This is a genomic window from Streptomyces sp. NPDC090083 (assembly GCF_044747445.1).
Lineage (GTDB): Bacteria > Actinomycetota > Actinomycetes > Streptomycetales > Streptomycetaceae > Streptomyces.
The window spans coordinates 156254-177232 of the sequence record NZ_JBIVED010000007.1; the positions used below are offsets into that span (position 1 = coordinate 156254).

Below are 20979 nucleotides of genomic sequence, written 5' to 3' on the forward strand. Positions count from 1 at the left end.
TCCACCAAACATTTGTTAGGTGCGAGACTTCGAAGCTAGCAGCCGGAGAATCCGAGCGGGAGGCCCTGTGGACAACTCGCCCGACCAGCCGCTGAAGGGGCGGACCGTCCTCGTCACCGGCGGCACCCGGGGCGTCGGTGCCGGCATCGCGCGGGCCTTCGCCCAGGCCGGTGCCGAGGTGCTGACCTGCGCGCGCCGACCACCCGAAGCACCGGTCGAGGGAGCTGAGTTCAGGCCGCTCGACCTCCGGGACCCGGACGCCGTGAGGGAGTTCTTCACCGCGCTGCCCCGGCTCGACGTGCTCGTCAACAACGCGGGCGGCGCACCGTACCGCCCCCTCGTCGCCGCCGAGGCCGAACGGCACGCGCGCATCATCGAGTTGAACCTCCTCGCCCCGCTCACCGCCTCCCTCGCCGCCTACGAACACCTGAAGCGGGCCAGGGGCGCGGTCGTGATGATCGGCAGCGTCAGCGGCAGCCGGCCCTCGCCCGGCTCGGCGGCGTACGGGGCGGCCAAGGCCGGGCTGGAGAACCTGGCGCGTTCGATGGCGGTGGAATGGGCGCCGGACATCCGCGTCAACACGCTGGTCGTCGGCATGGTCCGCACCGAACTGGCCCACCTCCACTACGGCGGCGAGGACGCCGTCGCCGCCGTCTCCCGCACCGTCCCGCTCGGCCGCCTCGCCGACCCCTCCGACGTCGGCGCGGCGGCCGTCTTCCTGGCCTCCGACGCCGCCGCCTACATCAGCGGGGCGAGCCTCCTCGTCCACGGAGGCGGGGAGCGCCCGGCGTTCCTGGACGCGGCAACGGCCAACAAGGACACGTGAGTCGATGAACCGCCCACAAGGGCACATGAGGTGAAGGGTGATCGAGATGAGCGGAATCTGTGACGGGCGGGTCGTCGTCGTCACCGGCGCGGGCCGCGGACTCGGCCGGGCGCACGCCCTCGCCTTCGCGGCCGAGGGCGCCCGGATCGTCGTCAACGACCTCGGCGTCGGCCTCGACGGCACCCCCGGCCCCGACAGCCCGGCCGCCCGGGTCGTCGCCGAGATCCGCGCGGCGGGCGGCGAGGCGGTCGCCCACGGCGGCGACATCGCCACCACCGCCGGTGCCGCGTCCCTGATCGCGACCGCGCTGGACACCTACGGCCGGCTCGACACGCTGGTGAACAACGCCGGCTACCTGCGCGACCGGATGCTCGTCAACCTCGACGAGGACGACTGGGACGCGGTCACGCGGGTCCATCTGAAGGGCCACTTCCTGCCCCTGAAACACGCCGCCGCACACTGGCGGGCGGAGGCCAAGGCGGGCCGCACGCCGGTCGCCCGCATCATCAACACCAGCAGCGGAGCAGGGCTGTTGGGCTCGGTCGGCCAGGGCAACTACAGCGCCGCCAAAGCCGGGATCATCGGCCTGACCCTGGTCGCGGCGGCCGAACTCGCCCGCTACGGCGTCCAGGTCAACGCCATCGCCCCCGCGGCCCGGACCCGTATGACGGAACACACCTTCGCGCAGACCATGGCCGCACCCGGCTCCGGATTCGACGCGATGGCGGCCGGGAACGTCTCGCCGCTGGTCGTGTGGCTGGGATCGGGGGAGGGGACGGGGGTCACCGGGCGGGTGTTCGAGGTCGAGGGCGGACGGATCACCGTGATGGAGGGATGGCGGGCGGGGCCCACCGTGGACAAGGGAGCGCGGTGGGACGCCGGGGAAGCGGGGGAGGCGGTGGTGAAGCTTCTGGCCGAGGCGGAGACTCCGGGAGCGGTGTACGGGGCGTAGGCGGAGACGGTTCACGTCCCCCCGTGGGGCGCGCCTGCCTACGTGTCGCACTCCAGCACCGTCCGGCACAGGGAGCACCTCGCCCGTACCCGCCCCCGCACCGGCACCCTGATCCGCTGATGACACGTGGGGCACGGGAAGGACACCCGCAGACTGCCGGCCCCGTCCCCGCTGAAGGCGTACGGCACCCCCTGCCGCGCCCCCGATCCCTGCCGCCGGTCCTGGGCGTACCGGCGTCGCCCGGCCCACCCCGCCGCGGTCAGCGGAGGCTGCTGCTCGTCGCGTCGGGCCCGCGCCATGCCCTTGACGTACGCCGTGTAGGCCTGCGGGCTGGTGAACCACACGGACGGGTCCTCGCCGAAGACCAGGGCCCGCTTGGCCAGGACGTACCCGAACTCCTCCGGCGTGAGATACCCGAGCTTCTGCGAGGACGCCGAGTCCTCCCGGTACGCGTCCAGCAGCAGCCACCCCGCGCCCAGATACGTCGCCGCCGTGTCCGTGAGGATCTCGTTCTCGCGGGTGCCGGGGAAGGACAGGTCGAGCCGGTGCAGATAGACGTGCATGACCTCGTGCGCCAGAGCCGCGCCGATGTCCCGCCGATGCGTGCGGAACCGGTCGTTCAACTCGATGAAGTACTCGGGTCCCGCGGTGAGTTCGACATTCGCCGCATGGGTCATCTCACGGAAGCTGATGATCGGCCGGGCATCGGGGAGCCGGTAGTGCCGGACCATCTCGCGGGCCACCCGCTGCGCCCCCAGATGCAGGTCGTCCGTGTCGCCGAACGCCACGTCGACGGGCGCCACGCTGGTCGCGAACGTCTGGACGGTGTCGTAGGACAGCCGCTTGTAGAGCGCGGTGATGGCGTCCCGCACCGTCGCGAGGTGCGGGTAGCCGTGCTCGACCGGTCCGTCGTCCGCCACGTCCGTAACCCCCAGAGACGCCCTGAACCCCCGTCCACTCTATGCCGGTGCCCGCCGAAGCACGCCCCCGTATCTCCCTGGCAGATCGCCGACGGGGCGGTTATGCTCCCCGCGATGACCACTCACTCCGTTCACAGATCGGGGGTCCCGTCCGCGCAAGGTGAGTGCTGATGCACCTTCACCCCGCGAACGAGGATTCCCCGCGTTCCTTCTGGCCGCGCGTGCGCGAGTTCGCCGTGCCGCCCTCCATGATCGAGACGGCCACGGCCCGGCGCACCGCCGGTGACTGGGCGGGCGCCTGCGCCGCCGCCCGCGTCGACGTCGATCTCGACCTACGGTCCGTAGCCCGCGCCCACGGCCGGGACCTGGCCGCCCGGGTCCGCGCCGACCTCCGCGGCCTCGCCCCCGACCTGCTCCGCTGGCACCTCCCGAGGATCGCCCCGGACGGCCTGCTCCGCCCGGGACTGACCCTCACCCTGGCCCGCTACGGCGACGACGCCACCGGCCTACCGCACCTCGTGGTCCGGACCCCGCCGGCCTGGGCGGACGGCGGCCAGCGGATCAGCCTCGCCCTCTGGGACGGCACCCGCCGCGACCCCGACGCCCGCCGGCATCCCCACCCCCGGCCCAGCCGCGCGTTCCGCCTCGACCTGCACCGGCATCTGTGGGACGCCGGAAGGAGCGGTGAACTGCGGGACCGGTCCGGGGCCCAACAGCCGCCGGTCCCCGCCCGGTTGGAGATACCGGAGGGGCTCGGCTGCGCCGTCGACCGGTGGGCCGCCGAGGCGGCGATCCTGCTCCGCGCCGAGGGACGCGCGACCGGTCCCGTCGTCGTACGGCTCGGTTCCCGGCACCGGCTCGCGCTGACCCCGGATCCGGCCGGGGACACCCTGCGGATCGCCCCCGCGCCGACGGACGGCAGCGTCGCCGCGCTCCCCGTCCTGCCCGACGCGGCGACCTGGGTCCTGCCCGACCTGGAGCTGCTGCGCACCGGCGGGATCGACGCCGGCCGGCTGCATCCGCTGGTCGCCGCCGCCCTCGTACCCGACCGTCCGCCACCGGAGGATCACGCTCCGGACCAGGACCGGACGGGGCAGCCGCACCTGGTCGCCTGCCGGGGCGCCGTGCACCGGATCGCTCTCGTGGACGGTGTCCTCGCGCCCCTCGACCACGATCCGGTCGAGATCAGACGCGAGGAACTGCTGGTCGCCCTGACCGGCACGCCGTTGCCCTGCCTCCAGGCCATCGACGACGCCCATCGCCGCCCCGACTGCCTCACCGGCGTCAGCGAACGGCTCGTCCACGGCGACACCGCAGGAGCGCTGGCCGTCGTGGAAGGGCTGCTCGGACCCGAGGCCGTGCTGCGCGGTGGCGCGCTGCGGGACGAACTGCGGGCGGCGGCCGAACGACGGCTCGCCTACGGGCTGTTCAGGTCCGGCCTGGCCGACCCTGGCCCGCGCACCGGCCACTTCGCCCCGGGACCTCCGCATCCCCGGCTCCGCCCCACCGCACGCCCGCGCCACACCGTCACCCGCTGACCGCGCGCTGACCGCCCCCTGATGCCCGCTGACCGCGCCGGGCGCCGCAGCCGACCCCTGAGGTCGCCCTCACCCCTGTCCCGCCTCGAACCCCAAAGGTGATTCGCCATGCCCACACGCACGTTGTACGCCGCCCTCAACCCCGCCCTTCCGCCCACCCAACTCGACGTCGCCGGGGACCTGTTGACCCTGCTGCGCGACACCACCACCGAACCGCGCCCCGACATCCAGCTGGAGGCCCTCACCCTGTCCGTGGCCGCCGACCTGCCCGTGCTGCTGTGGGGCGAGCCGGGGATCGGCAAGACGGCCGCGCTGACACAGCTCGCCGAATCGCTGGACCTGCCGCTGACGACGGTGATCGCCAGCGTGCACGAGCCGTCCGACTTCTCCGGGCTGCCCGTCATCGGCGACGACCCCGCCGAGCAGGGCGTCCCGATGGCCCCGCCGGACTGGGCCGTACGGCTCGTGCGGGCGGGCCGGGGGCTGCTGTTCCTGGACGAGCTGTCCACCGCGCCGCCCGCCGTGCAGGCCGCGTTGCTGCGGCTGGTGCTGGAACGGCGGATCGGCGCGCTGCGGCTGCCGCCGGGCGTCCGGATCGTGGCCGCCGCCAACCCGCGGTCCTCGGCGGCCGACGGGTGGGAGCTGAGCCCGCCGCTGGCCAACCGGTTCGTGCACCTGCTGTGGACCCACGACCACGAGGTCGTCGTCCGCGGACTCGGTGGCACCTGGCCGCGCGCGACCCTGCCGCGGCTCGACCCGGAGAAGCTGCCCGAAGCCGTGGACTTCGCCCGCCGCGCGGTGTGCGGGCTGCTCACCGGCCGGCCCGGGCTCGTCCATCGGCTGCCCGGCAACGAGACGCGGCGCGGCGGTGCCTGGCCCTCGCCCCGCAGCTGGGAGGCGGCGATCAGCCTGATCGCGTTCGCCACGGCGGCCGGGTCCTCCCGCGAGGTGCTGTCGCTGCTGGTCAGGGGCACGGTGGGGGACGGTCCGGGGCTGGAGCTGCTGGCCTGCGTCGACCGCATGGACCTGCCCGACCCGGAGCTCTTCCTCGCCGATCCGACGGCCGGTGAGCTGCCCGAACGCGGGGATCTGCGGCAGGCCGTGCTCGACGGGGTGGTGGCCGCCGTCCGCAACCGCCCCGACCGGGCCCGCTGGGACGCGGCCTGGGCGCTCCTGGTCCGGGCGCTGGAGACCGGCGCCCCGGATCTGGTCGTCGTCCCGGCGACCACCCTCGCGTCGCTCCGCCGGGAGGACTGGGACGTCCCCGAGTCCATCGAGCGGCTGGCCGGAGTGGTCTCCCTGTCCCAGCGGGCGGACCGGGCGGAAGCACGCGCGGCGACGGCGTCGGCCACCGGGAAGGGAGGCCGATGAGGATGCCGGGGGGTGTGAACGGGGCGGGGAGCGGGGGCGCTGTGAACTCTGCGGGGATCGGGGGTGCTGTGAACTCCGCGGCCACGCGGGCCGCTGTGAACCCGTCAGGCAGCGCGGCCACTGTGAACACCGCGAACACCGCGAACACCGCGAACAACCCGAACAACCCGAACACTCGGAACACCCGAGCCGCCCCGCCCCCGCCGCCCGCCCTCGACCGCGACAAGCTCTTCGCCGCCCGCCTCCTCGCCGCCCGGGTCCGCCCCTACCTCGCCACCGCCCTGTTCGCGCTGCACACGGTCGAGTCGCGGCAGGTGCCGACGATGGCCGTGGACCGGCACTGGCGCTGCTATGTGTCGCCGGGTTTCGTGGACCGGACGACGGTCGAGGACCTGGCCGGGGTGTGGGTCCACGAGGTGTCGCATCTGCTCCGGGACCATCACGGGCGCAGCGACCGTGTCGCCCGTGAGCGCGGGCTGATCGGCCCGGGGGAGCGGCTGCGGATGAACATCGCCGCCGACTTCGAGATCAACGACGACGTGTACGGCGACGGCCTGGTCACCCCGGCGGGCGCGATCCGGCCGGAGACGCTGGGCCTGCCCGCGGGGAACCTGATGGAGGACTACCTGCGCTGGTTCCGACTCGGCCCGCGCACCCAGGAGTTGGCGTGGCTGGACTGCGGCAGCGGCGCCGACGGACTCGACCGGGACTGGGACCTGGGCCCGGACGGCGCCGACGGACTCACCGAGCAGCAGCGCGACGCCGTCCGCTTCCGGGTCGCGCAGGGCATCACCGGCCGCCCCGGCAGCGCGCCGAGCGGGTGGCGGCGATGGGCGGAGGAGGCGTTCCATCCGCCGCAGCCCTGGCGGCAGTTGCTCGGCGCGGCGATCCGCTCGGCGGTCTCCGCGCCCGGCGCCGGCGAGGACTATGTCTACGGCAGACCGTCACGCCGCTCGGTGTCGCTGCCCGGCGTCGTACTGCCGAGCCTGCGCCGCAGACCGCCCCGGGTGTGCGTGGTCATCGACACCTCGGGGTCGGTCAGCGACGCCGAACTGGGCAGCGCGCTCCTCGAAGTCGCCGCGATCGCACGGGCGGTGGGGGGCCGCCGCGACCTCGTCACCGTGGTGCCCTGCGACGCGGCGGCGGAGATCGCGCACTCGCTGTGCGGAGCCGAGGACATCCCGCTGCTGGGCGGCGGCGGGACGGACCTGCGCACCGGTTTCGCCACGGCGCTGCGCACCCGGCCCCGCCCCGACGCCGTCGTCGTCCTCACCGACGGCCAGACCGACTGGCCGCGGACCCGGCCGCCCTGCCGGACGGTGGTGGGCCTCTTCCCACGCCGCCACGAGACCGGGGAATACGCCGAGAACGACCCCGACTACGTACCGGACACCCCGCCCGACTGGGCACGGGTGGTCGAGATCGGGTCCGCGCCCCTCGCCCGATGACCCGTCACGGGCTCCGCAGCGTGAGGGCGAACTCCGAGGCGACCGGCGCCTCCTGGAGCTCCAGCACCCACACCTCGTTCACGCCCTCCCGCAGCACCGCACCGGGGACGTACAGCTCCCGCTGCGGGCCCGCCGACCAGTACCGCCCCAGGTTGAACCCGTTGACCCACACGAACCCCCGCGTCCAGCCCGGCAGTTCGAGCAGGGCGTCCCCCGTGCCGTGCACCTCGACGGTGCCCTGGTACAGCCCGGGGGAGTCGTCCGGCGGCAGCTCCCGCAGGGCGACCGCCCCGACGTCGTCCAGGGCGTCCAGCGCGTCCAGCCGCAGCCCACGCGCGCGTACGCCGTGCAGGAACTGACGCTCGTGCAGCAGCCCCCCGGTGATGCCCTTCGGCTCGCCGAGCCGCGGCCCGTAGTTGACCCTCCCCAGGGACTCCACCCACAGCCGCACGCGCGCGTGCCCGGCGACGGGCTCCTTGAGCTGTTCGTCGCCCTCCGAGAGGACCCCGGCCCGCTTCCCGTCGACGTACACCACCGCGAGGTCCCGCAGCCCGCGCGCGGTGAGGGGATGGGGTGCGCGCGGTCCCGGGACGGTCACTTCGTACCGGACGATCCCGCGGTCCACGTCCAGTTCCTCGAAGGTCGGCGGCACGGGACCCGTCGTCTCCGGCCCGCCGAGCGCCTCCAGCACGTCGTCCAGGGGTGCCCATCCGGACAGCCGCACCTCGGCCGGGTGGCCCAGCACGGCCGGTGCGGGCGGGAGTTCGGGCAGCGGGCCGTCGGCGTAGGCGGCGAGGACCTCGCGGAAGCGCCAGAACTTGTCCGTGGGGCGCCCGTACTCGTCGATCGGCGCGTCGTAGTCGTACGACGTCACGTCGGGCTCCAGGGGGCCCTCGTGCAGGGCGCCGCCGCCCCGGTTGGCGCCCGCCCAGCCGGCGAAGCTGGTGCCGCCGTGCGCCATGTACAGGTTGACCGAGGCGCCGCACTCCAAGATCTCGCGCAGCGCGTCCGCCGCGTCCCCCGCGTCCCGCACGACGTGTTCGCCGCCCCAGTGGTCGAACCAGCCGCACCAGAACTCCATGCACATCAGCGGCCCTTCGGGCTGGTGCCCGCGCAGCGTCTCGAAGGCCACGCGCGCGTGGGACCCGAAGTTGACCGTCGCCAGCACACCGGGGACCGAGCCGCCGCTCAGCATGAAGTCCTCGGGGCCGTCCGAGGTGAACAGCGGGACCGTGATCCCCTGGTCCCGCAGCAGCTCCTCCACGCGCCGCAGGTACACCGCGTCGGAGCCGTAGCTGCCGTACTCGTTCTCGATCTGCACCATGATCACCGGGCCGCCGCGGTCGAGCTGCCGGGACGCGATCTCGGGCAGCAACTGCCGGAACCAGCGCTCCAGATGGCCCAGGAAGCGTGCGTCACGGGTACGCGCGCGGGGACCCAGTTCGCCGGTCAGCCAGTGCGGCAGCCCGCCGTTCTCCCACTCCGCGCAGATGTACGGCCCCGGGCGCACGATCGCCCACAGGCCCGCCTCCCGCGCCGCGTCGAGGAACCGGCCGAGCGCCCGGACGTCCCGGACGTCGCCCGGTGCCGGCTCGTGCAGGTTCCACGGGACGTACGTCTCCACGCAGTTGAGGCCCATCGCCCGCAGCATCGCCAGCCGGTGCCCCCAGCTCGCCTCGTGCACCCTGAAGTAGTGCAGTGCCCCGGAGAGCAGCCGCACCGGCCGCCCGTCCAGCAGAAAGTCCCTGTCGCCCACCGTGAACTCGCCCATGCCCCGACTCTCGCCCCTTGGCGGCGATCACGTCCATGGACAAAGATCACCACTACTTGGACCGAGCGGAGGGCGAGAGGACGCGGGACGTGGCCGAGGGAGCCGGGACAGGGGGAGAGGGGGCGCGAGCGGGGGCGCGGACCGTGGGCGAGGAGGCGGGGACGTACCACACCTGGATGCGGTTCTTCACGCCCACGCCCGCCCACCACCGCCTCGGCCTCGCCTGCCTCGGCGTGGGCCTCCAGTACGGCGCCCTGCCCACCGTCGGCCCCCGCACCCTCGACCACCACGTGGCCGTGGTGATCAGCGCGGGCGGCGGCTGGTACCGCGGCCCCGACGGCCGCCGCACGACCGTCACCGCGCCCGCGCTGCTGTGGCTCACCCCCGGGGTGCCGCACCACTACGCGCCCGACCCCGGCGGCGGCTGGGACGAGGGGTTCGTCGACTTCACCGGGCCCGCGACGGCCACGTACACCGAACTCGGCTACATCGAGCCCGAGCGGCCCGTGGTGCCCCTCTCGGACGCGGCCGGGCCCCGCGCGGTCATCGGGCGCATGGCGCGCGCCGCACGGCGCGGCAACCCCCTCCTGGAGGTGGAGACCGGGGCCGCCGTCCACGAACTCCTGGTCGCCCTGCGCCGCGCCCGCGCCGACCTCGCCCCCGACGGCGACCCCGTCCTCCAGGCCCTCGCCCGCGACGCGTGTCTGCCGCTGACCGTCGCCGACCACGCGGCCCGGCACGGCATGACCCCGGCCGCCCTGCGCGCCGCCGTCCGCCAGGGCGCCGGATGCAGTCCCAAGGACTACGTCCTCGGCATCCGTCTGGGCCGCGCCAAGGAGCTGCTGGCCGCCACCGAACTGCCCGTGGCCGCCGTCGCCCGCCGCGTCGGCTACGACGATCCCGCCTATTTCAGCCGCCTGTTCACCCGCCGCGTGGGCGTGCCCCCGGTCCGCTTCCGTGCCCAGCAGGGCCGTGCCGTCCCCGGCGGCTGGAGCGACCAGGTGCCCGATCCGGCCGATCCGCCGATCATCGAGTGGCCGCACGCCACGTAATCCCGATGATCGGGTGGTCACGGGCCACGTAGGGTGGTCGCCCATGACCACCAGCACCAACGGAACCGGTGACGTCGACCCCGCCGTGCGCGAGGAGCTCACCCGGCTGCGCGACAGCATCGACAACATCGACGCCGCCGTCGTCCACATGCTCGCCGAACGCTTCAAGGCCACCCAGCAGGTCGGTTTCCTCAAGGCCACCCACCGGCTGCCGCCCGCCGACCCGGCCCGCGAGGCCCGCCAGATCGAGCGGCTGCGCACCCTGGCCGAAAATGCCAAGCTGGACCCGGCGTTCGCCGAGAAGTTCCTGAACTTCATCATCGCCGAGGTGATCAGGCACCACGAGCGCATCGCGGAGGACGCCGTGAACGGCGGTTCACCCACGGCGAACTGACCTCACGGGTCCTGTAATGGACGTGACAGCGGGGCGAGTTCGGGGCCATGCTGCGCTGTGCGCTCCCGTGCACTCCATGTCAACTGACGGGCACGCCCTGTCAGTGCCTGCGTCGTAAGCTGGTTCTCCCAGCGGGAGGGACGTCGGGCCATGCCGTCGGATGCCAAGATCCTCATCGTCGACGACCATGAGGACACCCTGTACGCCCTGGAGAGCGCCCTGGCCCCGCTGGGCCACCCGCTCGCCCGCGCCACCAGCGGCGACGAGGCGCTCAAGCAGGTGCTCCGCGGCCGGGTCGGCCTCCTCCTGCTCGACGTGCGCATGCCCGACGTCGGCGGTCTGGACGTCGTCCGCTACCTGCGCCGCCTGGAACAGACCCAGCACATCCCCGTCCTCCTGCTCACCGGCTTCGGCACCGACCCCGAACTGACCGCCGCCGCCTTCTCCCTCGGCGTCGCCGACCTCGTCATGAAGCCCGTCGACCCCTGGACCCTGCGCACCAAGGTCCGCTACCTCTACGACGCCCACCAGCGCCACCAGGCCCTCGAACAGGAGGTCCGCGAACTCCGCGCCCTCCTCAAGGACCCGCCCGCCCCCGGCCCCGCCCTGCCCCACCCGGACGCGCGCGTGCCCTGCCAGCGCGACGCCCAGAACCCCGCGGGCGCCCACCCCGCCCCCGCCCCCACCGCCACTCCCGCCCGGGACCGGACATAACCCACATACCGGGCCGCCCGGGTGTCCTGTCCACAGCCACCCCTGTGCCATGTCTGTGCCATCAGGCAGCATGTCCTGCATGTCCGTACTGACGCGCGACGAAGCGCAGACCCGTGCCAGGCTCCTCGACGTCCACCGCTACACGATCGAACTCGATCTGACGACCGGCGAAGACACCTTCGACTCCCGTACCGTCATCGCGTTCACCGCTCGTGCCGACGCGGACACCTTCGTCGAACTCAAGCCCGCCGAGCTGCGCTCCGTCACCCTCGACGGCCGCCCCCTCGACCCCGAGCACCTCGTCGAGAACCGGCTCCCGCTGCCCGGCCTCACCGCCGGCGAGCACGAACTGCGCGTCGACGCGAGCATGCGCTACTCCCGCACCGGTGAGGGCATGCACCGCTTCACCGATCCCACCGACGGCGAGACCTACCTCTACACCCAGCTCTTCATGGACGACGTCCAGCGCGTCTTCGCCGCCTTCGACCAGCCCGACCTCAAGTCCGTCTTCGACCTGACCGTCACGGCCCCCGAAGGCTGGACCGTCCTCGCCAACGGCATCACCGAACACCTCGGCGAAGGCCGCTGGCAGGCCGCCACCACCCCGCTCATCTCCACCTACCTGGTCGCCGTCGCCGCCGGCCCCTGGCACTCCGTCCGCACCGAACACCGCGGCCTGCCCTTCGGCATCCACTGCCGCCGCTCCCTGGCCCCCCACCTCGACGCGGACGCCGAGGAGATCCTCGACCTCACCCGCCAGTGCTACGACCGCTACCACGAGAAGTTCGAGGAGCCCTACCCCTTCGACTCCTACGACCAGGCCTTCGTCCCCGAGTTCAACGCGGGGGCCATGGAGAACCCCGGCCTCGTCACCTTCCGCGACGAGTTCATCTACCGCTCCGCCGTCACCGACACCGAGCGCCAGACCCGCGGCATGGTCATCGCCCACGAGATGGCCCACATGTGGTTCGGCGACCTCGTCACCCTCCAGTGGTGGGACGACATCTGGCTGAACGAGTCCTTCGCCGAGTACATGGGCTACCAGACCCTCACCGAGGCAACCCGCTTCACCGACACCTGGACCGACTTCGGCGTCGTCCGCAAGGCCTGGGGCTACGACGCCGACCAGCGCCCCTCCACCCACCCCGTCGCCCCGGAGAACGTCGACGACACCGCCTCCGCCCTCCTCAACTTCGACGGCATCTCCTACGCCAAGGGCGCCTCCGCGCTGCGGCAGCTGGTGGCCTGGCTCGGCGAGAAGGACTTCCTGGCCGGCATCAACACCCACTTCGCCCGCCACAAGTTCGGCAACGCCACCCTCGCCGACTTCATCGACTCCCTCGCCTCCGGCACGGAACGGGACGTCCACGCGTGGGCGGACGCGTGGCTGCGCACCACGGGGGTCGACACGCTCTCCCCGGCCGTCACCCGCGCCGACGACAGCACGTACACCCTGACCGTCGACCGCGCGGGCAGCCGCCCGCACCGCATCGCCGTCGGCCTCTACGACCAGGACCCCGGCGACACCGGCCGCCTCACCCTGCGCGAGCGCCTCGACCTCGACGTGCCCCAGAGCGAGCCCCAACCCCTCGGCAAGCGCCCGGCACTGCTGCTCCTCAACGACGGCGACCTCACCTACGCCAAGGTCCGATTCGACCCCGACTCGTTCGACGCCGTCCGCACCGGCCTCTCCGGACTCCCCGACCCCCTCACCCGGGCCGTCGTCTGGAACGCCCTGCGCGACGCCGTCCGGGACGGCGAACTCCCCTCCTCCGCCTACCTGGACGCCGCCCGCGCCCACCTCCCGCACGAGACGGACCTCGCCCTCGTCCAGGGCGTCCTGGCCTTCGCCTCCGCGCAGGTCACCGACCGCTACCTCACCCCCGAGGCCCGCCCGGTCGCCCTCGCCACCCTCACCGCCCTGTGCCGCGACCTCATCCGCCGCACCGAGGACGGCTCCCACGCCGGCCTGCGCCTCATCGCCGTACGCCACTTCATCGACGTCGCCGCCCACCCCGACACCATCGCCGCCTGGCTCGGCGAAGGCACCGTCCCCGGCGGCCCCGAGCTGGACCCGGAACTCCGCTGGCGCGTCCTCGCCCGGCTCGCCGTCCTCGGCGCCACCGACGAGCCCGCGATCGCCGCCGAGCTGGAGCGCGACCCGTCCGCCACCGGCCAGGAAGGCGCCGCCCGCTGCCGCGCCGCCCTGCCCGACCCCGAGGCCAAGCGCGCGGCCTGGGAGGCCATGTTCACCACCGACGACCTCTCCAACTACCTGTTCACCGCCACCGCCCAGGGCTTCTGGCAGCCCGAACAGGCCGATCTGGTCCGCGCGTACGTGCCCCGCTTCTACCCCGACGCGGTGGCCCTCGCCGCCCGCCGCGGCCCCGCCATCGCCGACGCCGCGGGCCGCTGGGCCTTCCCCGCCCACGCCGTCGACCCCGAAACCCTCCGCCTCGGCGAGGAATGCCTCAGGGACGCCGACCTCACCCCGTCCCTCCGCCGCAAGCTCGTCGACCAACTCGACGACCTCGGGCGGGCGTTGCGCGTGCGGGAAGCACACTCCAGCCCCTCCGGCGAGTGAGGACGAGGCCTCTTCGGGGCCGTGCGGGCGCTGCCCGGGGCACACCCCCGGGCAGCGCCCGCACCGGCCCCCGCCACTGAACGACACCCTTCACCCGGCACCGAACAACACCCTTTCGGGTTCCGATCGTTGTTCTCCCCGGGCGCGTCGACTCATCCGGGTCCAAGCTGGAACCCCGCATGCCACGCGCCCCGGAGGACAGCATGAGCAGCGCACCCCTCGCCTCAGGTCCCGAAGGACCGGACGCCCTGCGGCCGTTGCTCCACACCGTCCTCGACGCCCTCGACACCGGCCGCCGGGCCCGCGGCGGCCCCTTCCCCGCGGGCGGCCCCGACGCGGTCGCCGCCCGCATGCGGGACGCCGTGGGGGACGTGCTTCCCGACCAGGGCGACCCGGACGCCCTGCGCACCCTCGTGCACGCGCTGGCGGAAGGCGCCGCCGACCCCGCCGACCCGCTCTGCGCGGCCCACCTGCACTGCCCGCCGCTCGCCGTCAGCACCGCCGCCGACCTCGCCGTCAGCGCCCTCAACCCCTCGCTCGACTCCTGGGACCAGGCCCCCGCCGCCAGCGCGCTCGAAGCCCTCGTCACCCGCACCCTCGCCCACGCGATCGGCCTCGCCGACGCCCTCGTCACCACCGGCGGCACCGAGGCCAACCAGCTCGCCCTGCTGCTCGCCCGCGAAGCCCAGGGCGGCAGCGCCCAGCTGGTCTGCGGAAGCAACGCCCACCACTCGCTGCCCCGCGCCGCCTGGCTGCTCGGCCTGCCCGACCCCGTCGTCGTCCCCGCCCCCGCCGGCACCCTCGACCCCGCAGCCCTCGACCGGGCCCTCACCGCCCTGCCCGGCGCCCGCGGCTCCGTCCTGGTCGCCGCCACCGCCGGCACCACCGACGCCGGACTCATCGACCCGCTGCCCGAGATCGCCGGCCTGTGCGCGGCCCACGGCGCCCGCCTCCACATCGACGCGGCCTACGGCGGCGGCCTCGCCTTCAGCGACCGCCACCGCGACCGCCTCGCCGGTCTCGACCGCGCCCACACCGTCACCCTCGACCTGCACAAACTCGGCTGGCAGCCCGTCGCCGCGGGACTCCTCGCCGTCCGCCGCCCCCGCGACCTCGCCGCCCTCACCCAGCGCGCCGACTACCTCAACGCCGACGACGACACCGAAGCGGGCCTGCCCGACCTCCTCGGCCGCTCGCTGCGCACCACCCGCAGACCCGACGTCCTCAAGATCGCCGTCACCCTGAAAACCCTCGGCCGCACCGGACTCGGCACCCTCGTCGACCAAGTCTGCTCCCGCGCACGGGAGTTCGCCGCCCTCGTCCGCGACCACCCCGGTTTCGAGCTGTACGCCCCGCCCGCCATCAGCACCGTCCTGTTCCGGCCCGCCGGAGCCGACGACGACACCGTGGCCGCCGTACGACGCCAACTCCTCACCGACGGACGGGCCGTCCTCGGCCGGGCCGCGCTCGACGGACGGCTCTGGCTCAAGGCCACCCTCCTCAACCCCCACGCCCGGCCCGACGACCTGGCCGCCCTCCTGAAACTGGTGGAAGGAAACACCCCCCGATGAGCCACCCCCCGACGGGTCACCCCCAGACCCCCAACCCCCCACGCCACGAACCCGATCCACCCCGCGACCTGGTCGGCATCGGCATCGGCCCCTTCAACCTCTCGCTGGCCGCGCTCGCCCACCCGCTCACCGAACTCGACACCGTCTTCTACGAACAGCGCCCCGGCTTCGACTGGCACCCCGGCCTGCTCATCGACGGCGCCGCCGTCCAAGTCCCCTTCCTGGCCGACCTGGTGACCCTCGCCGACCCCGCCAGCCCCTGGTCCTTCCTCAACTACCTCAAGGACCGCGACCGGCTCTTCCCCTTCTACTTCGCCGAGCGCTTCCACATCCAGCGGGCCGAGTTCGACGCCTACTGCCGCTGGGTCGCCGACAGCCTCCCCGGACTCCACTTCGGCCACCAGGTCGACGCCGTCCGCTGGAACCCCGAACGCGAACTGTTCGAGGTCGACTTCACCCAGCTCGACAGCGACGGCGAGGCCGAGGCCCTCGGGCGGACGTACACGAAGAACATCGTCCTCGGCGTCGGCACCGCCCCCTACGTCCCCGACCCGCTCAAGCCGCTCGTCGAGGCCCCCGGCGTGCCCGTCATCCACGCCGCCGACTACCTCGCCCACCGCGACACACTGCTCGCCGCCGAGCACATCACCGTCGTCGGCTCGGGCCAGACCGGCGCCGAGGTCTTCCTCGACCTGCTCCGCCACCGCCCCGCGGGACACGAGAAACTCCACTGGCTCGGCCGCAGCGAGGCGTTCGCGCCCATGGAGTACTCCAAGCTCGGCCTGGAGCACTTCACCCCCGACTACACCCGCTACTTCCACGCGCTCGCCGAACCGGTCCGCGACCGCCTCGTCTCCTCGCAGTGGCAGCTCCACAAGGGCATCGACGCCGACACCATCGCCGCCATCCACGACGAGCTCTACCGCCGTACGACACACGGCGGTTGGCCCGACGCCGTCCTCACCCCCGGCGTCCGGGTCCGCACCGCGGGCCGGATCGGCACCACCAAGGTCGAGCTCCACCTGGAACACCTCCAGCAGGACACCCGCTCCCGGCTCACCACGGACGCCGTCGTCCTCGCCACCGGCTACCGCGAGCGCCCGATGGGCCGCATCCTCGCCGGACTCGACCCCTACCTGCGCCGCGACAGCGCCCAACGCCCGCGCATCGACGCCAAGTTCAGGCTCGTCCTGGACCCCTGCGTCACCGGCTCCGGCTGCCAGGTCTACGTCCAGAACGCCGAGGTCCACACCCACGGCGTCGGCGCCCCCGACCTCGGCCTGGCCGCCTGGCGCAGCGCGACCATCCTCAACTCCCTCACCGGGAAGGAGCCTTACTCCCTGCCGGGCCGGACGGCGTTCACCACCTTCGGGCTCGACCCGCAGCCGCAGATCCCCCCGGCCCGGCAGGCCAGGACCCTCACCCCGCTCGTCGACGGCAGGTGAGGGCCCCGTCGGGCGCCGGACCCCTCGGTACCGGAGGAATCCCGCGCGCTAGAACACCGGCGTGCCGTCCCGCGTCAACTTCCAGTCCACGGACGCGAAGTCGGCCGGGTCCAGCACACCCTTCGCCGTCACCCACTCCGCGATCCGGGTCCGGATCTCCGTCGACTCCGACCACACCTCGGTCGCGGCGGCCACATGCGGGAACGCACCGCCGCCGTTCGCCCGGTAGTTGTTCACCGCCAGCACGAACTGCTGCGCGTCGTCCAGCGCCGCACCCCCGTACGTCAGGTTCCTGATCCGCGAACCCGCCGCCTGCGCGATGTCGATGTCGTACGAGAACCCGGACACGTAGTCGTAGTTGTAGTCCGGACGGCCGCCCGCGTTCGTCAGCTTCTCCGTGTCGACGGCCGCGTCGGCGGCGGTCCGGACGAAGTACTCCGCCGAGTACTCCAGGTACGCCCGCATCTGAGCACCCGTCAGCACCTTGGCGACCAGCGTGTTGTCGTACACGTACAGACCCGACAGATCCCGGATCGTCACCTCGCCGGCCGGGATCTCCGAGGTCCGGGAGAACGGCGACGCCTGTGCGACCACCGGCAGCGACGCGTACGCCGTGCCCGCCAACGCGGCCTTCACCACGTCCTCCTGGACCTTGGTGATGAGGTCGATGATCGGGGCGTCCTTGTACCGCGCCTCGACCGTCGTCAGCGTCGCCGTCGCCGTGCCGACCACCTGGTTGACGTACTCCACGACCAGCGCGTGCTCGTCCTTCAGCAGCCGCGTGATCTTCGGGTCGTCCGCGACCGTCCGCGCGTCCCGCAGCGAGGCCGCCACCGACTCGACGGTCCAACACCCCTTCTCGAACACCAGGTTGAAGTCGAACACGCTCAACCGCTCGGCGTAGCACAGCGGCTCGGACAGCACGACCGTCCTGCCCGTCGTCTTGTTCGTGACCTTCAACTCCGGGATCTCCACGTGCGCGTGCCCCACGAGGATCGCGTCGATCCCCGGCACCTGCTGCGCGACGAGCGCCGCCGAGTTCTCCACGTACGGCAGCTGGTCACCGTACGACGACGTCCCCGACGACCCGGAGTGCGCCGACACGATGACGACGTCCGCGCCCATCGACCGCAGCTTCGGCACCCACTTCGCCGCCTGCTCCTCAAGCCCCGGGAACGTCAACTTCCCCTGCACGTACGCCTTGTCCCAGATCGCGATACCCGGGTTCGTCAGCCCGAGCACCGCCACCTTCACCGGCGGCGCCCCCGGCACCGGGAACTTCTTGATGAAGTACGGCGGGAACGCCGGCTTCTGCGTCTTCGCGTCCAGCGCGTTCGCGCCGAGCAGCGGGAAGCGGCACTGGTCCTCGAACTTCCGCAGGGTCTCGATGCCGTAGTTGAACTCGTGGTTGCCCAGCGCCGCCGCGTCGTACCCGATCGCGTTCATCGCCTGCGCCATCGGGTGCACCGGACCGTGCTTCGCGGTGATCGGGTCCACCTTCGCGAAGTAGTACGTCAGCGGGGTGCCCTGGATCGTGTCGCCCGCGTCCAGCAGCAGCGTGTTCCGCCGCCCCTTCTCCTGGCGGATCCTGTTCACGAGGGTCGACACCCGCGCCAGCCCCATGGCGTTGCCCGCCGCGTCCGCGTACTCCGCGTCCTTGAAGTAGTCCCAGTTGAAGACATGCCCGTGCAGATCCGTCGTGCCCATGACCGTCAGCGCGTACCGCTTGGCGGGCCGCCCCGGCTTCTTCCGCTCCCCGGCCTGCGCCGGAGCCGCCGCGGCACCGGCCAGCGCGACCCCCGCACCCGTCACGGCGGACTTCTTCAGGAACTTCCGGCGGTTCAAGGGCATCTCTGGATCTCCTCGGGGAACGGTCAACAACGCGCGTAGATTCTTACTCGCTTCTTACCGCACGCGACAGGTCCCCCAGGTTTCGATCTGATGACCACCAGGCGCCCCACCTGACAGAGTGGGACGTATGACCACCCCCACCCAGGACGACCCCCAACCCCCCGTCCCCTACGGCACCCCCGACGCACCCCGCATCGCCGTCCGCGGCGAGGCGCGCCTCGAGGTCGACCCCGAGATCGCCCGCATCGGCATCACCGTCGCCGCCCGCGGCACCGACCGCCGCACCGCCCTCGACGACCTCACCCGCCGCAACGCCACCGTCCTCGACCTGGTCAAGAGCTACGGCGAAGCAGTCGAACACCTGGAGACCGGCGGCTTCTCCATCACCCCCGAACTCACCAGACACGGCCGCGGCGAACGCGTCCACCGCTACCACGGCCGCGTCAGCATCACCGCCGAACTCGTCGACTTCACCGCCCTCGGCGAACTCACCACCCGCCTCGCCGACCTCGACCTCACCCGCGTCGACGGCCCCTGGTGGGCCCTGCGCCCCGACTCGCCCGTCCACCGCCAGGCCCGCCAGCAGGCCGTCCGCGAAGCCGTCCAGCGCGCCCGCGAATACGCCGAAGCCCTCGGCACCACCCTCGCCGCCCTCGCCGAACTCGCCGACATCGGCGCCGAGAACGCCCAGCCCTACGGCGCCCCCCAGGCCCGTATGCGCTCCATGTCCTTCGCCGGCGGCGCGGGCGAGGAAACCGCCGCCGCACCCCTCGACCTCGAACCCCAGCGGCAGCACGTCTACGCCCAGGTCAACGCACGCTTCACGATGGCACCCCCGCGCCTTTGACATGCGCCTCTCACAGGTATCCGCAATTCGGTGACGCGAACGCTCATTGGAGCACCCCACCGCACATTCAAGCCTTGGCAATAACCCTTCACTCAAAGGTTGTTGAGTAGTCACGCGCGGCCAATTCCCTACCTGTCGGTAAGGTCTAGGCTCGAAGCATGCGCCGAGTAAAAATCGTCTGTACATTGGGCCCCGCCACCGACTCGTACGACCAGATCAAAGCCCTGGTCGAGGCCGGAATGGACGTAGCCCGCTTCAACCTCAGCCACGGCAGCCACGCCGAGCACGAGGAGCGCTACCAGCGCGTACGAAAGGCCTCCGAGGAGACCGGCCGCAGCGTCGGACTGCTCGCCGACCTTCAAGGCCCGAAGATCCGACTCGGCCGCTTCACCGAAGGACCCGTACTCCTTGAACGCGGGGACACCTTCACCATCACCGTCGAAGAAGGCGCCGAAGGCGACCGCCAGTCCTGCGGAACCACCTACGCCGGCCTCGCCGCGGACGTCACCCCGGGCGAGCGCGTCCTCGTCGACGACGGCAAGGTCTGCCTCGAAGTCACCTCCGTCGACGGCCCCCGCGTCCACACCCGGGTCGTCGAAGGCGGCATGGTCTCCGACCACAAGGGCCTGAACCTCCCCGGAGTCGCCGTGTCCGTCCCGGCCCTCTCCGACAAGGACGAGGCCGACCTCCGCTGGGCCCTGCGCACCGGCTTCGACGTCATCGCCCTCTCCTTCGTCCGCAACGGCAAGGACATCGACGACGTCCACCGCATCATGGACGAGGAAGGCCACCGCCTCCCCGTCATCGCCAAGGTCGAGAAACCCCAGGCGGTCGAGGCCATCGACGACATCGTCGCCGCCTTCGACGGCATCATGGTCGCCCGCGGCGACCTCGGCGTCGAAATGCCCCTCGAACAGGTCCCGATCGTCCAGAAGCGCGCCGTCAAACTGGCCAAGCGCAACGCCAAGCCGGTCATCGTCGCCACCCAGATGCTCGACTCGATGATCGAGAACTCCCGCCCCACGCGCGCGGAGGCGAGCGACGTGGCGAACGCCGTCATCGACGGCACGGACGCGGTGATGCTCTCCGGCGAGACCAGCGTCGGCAAGTACCCGATCGCCACCGTCACCACCATGGCACGCATCATCGAGGCCGCCGAGGAGGACATCCTCGCCAAGGGCCTCCCGCCGCTGACCGAACGCAACAAGCCCCGTACCCAGGGCGGCGCCGTGGCCCGCGCCGCCGCCGAGATGGGCGACTTCCTCGGCGCGAAGTTCCTGGTGGCCTTCACCCAGTCCGGCGACACCGTCCGCCGCCTGTCCCGCTACCGCTCGCCCATCCCGGTCATGGCCTTCACCCCCGACCCGGCCACCCGCTCCCAGCTCAACCTCACCTGGGGCGTGGAGACCATCCTCGGCCCGCACGTCGACTCCACCGACGCGATGGTCGACCAGGTCGACGAACTCCTCCTCAAGCACGGCCGCTGCCAGAAGGGCGACATCGTCGTCATCACCGCGGGCTCCCCGCCCGGAGTCGCCGGCTCCACGAACCTCGTCCGCGTCCACCACGTCGGCGAGGACGACAGCCCGAAGTAGCGCCAAGCAGCCCCCATTAGCCCCAGGCGGCAAGAAGTTGTCACCGGCCGCTCCCCGCCCGACAACTGGACCCGGGCGAGGAGTTGCCTCTTTTTCTCCC

The 20979-nt window shown here is 72.7% G+C and carries 16 protein-coding genes; 13 read left to right on the top strand and 3 right to left on the bottom strand.

Features of this window, described 5'->3' with window-relative positions:
• The first annotated feature begins 67 nt into the window (after nucleotides 1–67).
• Nucleotides 68–826 (top strand): SDR family oxidoreductase, encoded by a 759-nt coding sequence (locus ACIPTO_RS25035; RefSeq protein ID WP_366319709.1) that lies wholly within the window; start codon nucleotides 68–70, stop codon nucleotides 824–826.
• 46 nt (nucleotides 827–872) lie between these two features.
• Nucleotides 873–1778 carry an SDR family oxidoreductase gene (locus ACIPTO_RS25040; protein WP_401195719.1) on the top strand — a complete coding sequence of 302 codons (906 nt, stop codon included), beginning with the start codon at nucleotides 873–875 and terminating at the stop codon, nucleotides 1776–1778.
• A gap of 38 nt (nucleotides 1779–1816) precedes the next feature.
• Here the strand turns inward: ACIPTO_RS25040 and ACIPTO_RS25045 are convergent, their stop codons facing one another.
• Nucleotides 1817–2698: a hypothetical protein gene (locus tag ACIPTO_RS25045; RefSeq protein WP_366319705.1), complete on the bottom strand. Its 882-nt coding sequence runs from the start codon at nucleotides 2696–2698 to the stop codon at nucleotides 1817–1819.
• A 170-nt stretch (nucleotides 2699–2868) separates the two neighbouring features.
• On the opposite strand from ACIPTO_RS25045, the gene ACIPTO_RS25050 reads away from it, so the two are divergent.
• From ACIPTO_RS25050 to ACIPTO_RS25060, 3 genes are all read left to right on the top strand, one after another.
• The gene (locus ACIPTO_RS25050) at nucleotides 2869–4236 is read left to right on the top strand and encodes a hypothetical protein (RefSeq protein ID WP_401195721.1); all 1368 of its coding nucleotides are present in this window, start codon (nucleotides 2869–2871) and stop codon (nucleotides 4234–4236) included.
• 108 nt (nucleotides 4237–4344) lie between these two features.
• A complete protein-coding gene (locus ACIPTO_RS25055) occupies nucleotides 4345–5607 on the top strand; it encodes an AAA family ATPase (protein WP_401195723.1) in 1263 nt (420 codons plus the stop codon).
• Nucleotides 5608–5729: 122 nt separating this feature from the next.
• Entirely contained in the window at nucleotides 5730–7055 is a 1326-nt protein-coding gene (locus ACIPTO_RS25060) for a VWA-like domain-containing protein (RefSeq protein ID WP_401195725.1), read from the top strand.
• Nucleotides 7056–7059: 4 nt separating this feature from the next.
• Here ACIPTO_RS25060 and ACIPTO_RS25065 read toward each other — a convergent pair whose 3' ends face one another.
• A complete protein-coding gene (locus ACIPTO_RS25065) occupies nucleotides 7060–8826 on the bottom strand; it encodes a beta-galactosidase family protein (RefSeq protein ID WP_401195727.1) in 1767 nt (588 codons plus the stop codon).
• A 176-nt stretch (nucleotides 8827–9002) separates the two neighbouring features.
• Here ACIPTO_RS25065 and ACIPTO_RS25070 point away from each other — a divergent pair, with 176 nt between their 5' ends.
• The 6 genes from ACIPTO_RS25070 to ACIPTO_RS25095 all read left to right on the top strand — a co-directional run bounded on the left by ACIPTO_RS25070 (nucleotide 9003) and on the right by ACIPTO_RS25095 (nucleotide 16586).
• Nucleotides 9003–9878, top strand: a complete 876-nt coding sequence (locus ACIPTO_RS25070; protein WP_401196143.1) for a helix-turn-helix domain-containing protein — start codon at nucleotides 9003–9005, stop codon at nucleotides 9876–9878.
• A 43-nt stretch (nucleotides 9879–9921) separates the two neighbouring features.
• The gene (locus ACIPTO_RS25075; RefSeq protein WP_366319695.1) at nucleotides 9922–10272 is read left to right on the top strand and encodes a chorismate mutase; all 351 of its coding nucleotides are present in this window, start codon (nucleotides 9922–9924) and stop codon (nucleotides 10270–10272) included.
• 150 nt (nucleotides 10273–10422) lie between these two features.
• Complete coding sequence (locus ACIPTO_RS25080) at nucleotides 10423–10986, top strand: response regulator (protein WP_366319693.1); 564 nt, start codon at nucleotides 10423–10425, stop codon at nucleotides 10984–10986.
• Between the two features lie 79 nt (nucleotides 10987–11065).
• Entirely contained in the window at nucleotides 11066–13570 is a 2505-nt protein-coding gene (pepN, locus tag ACIPTO_RS25085; RefSeq protein ID WP_401195730.1) for an aminopeptidase N, read from the top strand.
• 203 nt (nucleotides 13571–13773) lie between these two features.
• Entirely contained in the window at nucleotides 13774–15141 is a 1368-nt protein-coding gene (locus tag ACIPTO_RS25090; protein WP_366319689.1) for an aminotransferase class V-fold PLP-dependent enzyme, read from the top strand.
• Nucleotides 15138–16586 (top strand): lysine N(6)-hydroxylase/L-ornithine N(5)-oxygenase family protein, encoded by a 1449-nt coding sequence (locus ACIPTO_RS25095; RefSeq protein WP_401195733.1) that lies wholly within the window; start codon nucleotides 15138–15140, stop codon nucleotides 16584–16586. Before ACIPTO_RS25090 ends, ACIPTO_RS25095 begins: the two co-directional genes overlap by 4 nt.
• Nucleotides 16587–16634: 48 nt before the next feature.
• On the opposite strand, the gene ACIPTO_RS25100 is transcribed toward ACIPTO_RS25095, so the two are convergent.
• Nucleotides 16635–18437, bottom strand: coding sequence for a bifunctional metallophosphatase/5'-nucleotidase (locus tag ACIPTO_RS25100; protein ID WP_401195736.1), 1803 nt, complete (start codon nucleotides 18435–18437; stop codon nucleotides 16635–16637).
• Nucleotides 18438–18564: 127 nt separating this feature from the next.
• On the opposite strand from ACIPTO_RS25100, the gene ACIPTO_RS25105 reads away from it, so the two are divergent.
• Together ACIPTO_RS25105 and pyk are read left to right on the top strand one after the other, a co-directional pair.
• Nucleotides 18565–19284, top strand: coding sequence for an SIMPL domain-containing protein (locus tag ACIPTO_RS25105; RefSeq protein ID WP_401195738.1), 720 nt, complete (start codon nucleotides 18565–18567; stop codon nucleotides 19282–19284).
• A gap of 158 nt (nucleotides 19285–19442) precedes the next feature.
• Nucleotides 19443–20879, top strand: a complete 1437-nt coding sequence (pyk, locus tag ACIPTO_RS25110; RefSeq protein WP_366319681.1) for a pyruvate kinase — start codon at nucleotides 19443–19445, stop codon at nucleotides 20877–20879.
• The last annotated feature ends 100 nt before the right edge of the window (nucleotides 20880–20979 follow it).

What these genes read in the sequence shown, in the direction of transcription:
- ACIPTO_RS25040 (WP_401195719.1), top strand. Translation starts at nt 873, where the DNA reads ATGAGCGGAATCTGTGACGGGCGGGTCGTCGTCGTCACCGGCGCGGGC.
- ACIPTO_RS25050 (WP_401195721.1), top strand. Translation starts at nt 2,869, where the DNA reads ATGCACCTTCACCCCGCGAACGAGGATTCCCCGCGTTCCTTCTGGCCG.
- ACIPTO_RS25055 (WP_401195723.1), top strand. Translation starts at nt 4,345, where the DNA reads ATGCCCACACGCACGTTGTACGCCGCCCTCAACCCCGCCCTTCCGCCC.
- ACIPTO_RS25065 (WP_401195727.1), bottom strand. Translation starts at nt 8,826, where the DNA reads ATGGGCGAGTTCACGGTGGGCGACAGGGACTTTCTGCTGGACGGGCGG.
- ACIPTO_RS25070 (WP_401196143.1), top strand. Translation starts at nt 9,003, where the DNA reads ATGCGGTTCTTCACGCCCACGCCCGCCCACCACCGCCTCGGCCTCGCC.
- ACIPTO_RS25075 (WP_366319695.1), top strand. Translation starts at nt 9,922, where the DNA reads ATGACCACCAGCACCAACGGAACCGGTGACGTCGACCCCGCCGTGCGC.
- ACIPTO_RS25080 (WP_366319693.1), top strand. Translation starts at nt 10,423, where the DNA reads ATGCCGTCGGATGCCAAGATCCTCATCGTCGACGACCATGAGGACACC.
- pepN (WP_401195730.1), top strand. Translation starts at nt 11,066, where the DNA reads ATGTCCGTACTGACGCGCGACGAAGCGCAGACCCGTGCCAGGCTCCTC.
- ACIPTO_RS25090 (WP_366319689.1), top strand. Translation starts at nt 13,774, where the DNA reads ATGAGCAGCGCACCCCTCGCCTCAGGTCCCGAAGGACCGGACGCCCTG.
- ACIPTO_RS25095 (WP_401195733.1), top strand. Translation starts at nt 15,138, where the DNA reads ATGAGCCACCCCCCGACGGGTCACCCCCAGACCCCCAACCCCCCACGC.
- ACIPTO_RS25100 (WP_401195736.1), bottom strand. Translation starts at nt 18,437, where the DNA reads ATGCCCTTGAACCGCCGGAAGTTCCTGAAGAAGTCCGCCGTGACGGGT.
- ACIPTO_RS25105 (WP_401195738.1), top strand. Translation starts at nt 18,565, where the DNA reads ATGACCACCCCCACCCAGGACGACCCCCAACCCCCCGTCCCCTACGGC.
- pyk (WP_366319681.1), top strand. Translation starts at nt 19,443, where the DNA reads ATGCGCCGAGTAAAAATCGTCTGTACATTGGGCCCCGCCACCGACTCG.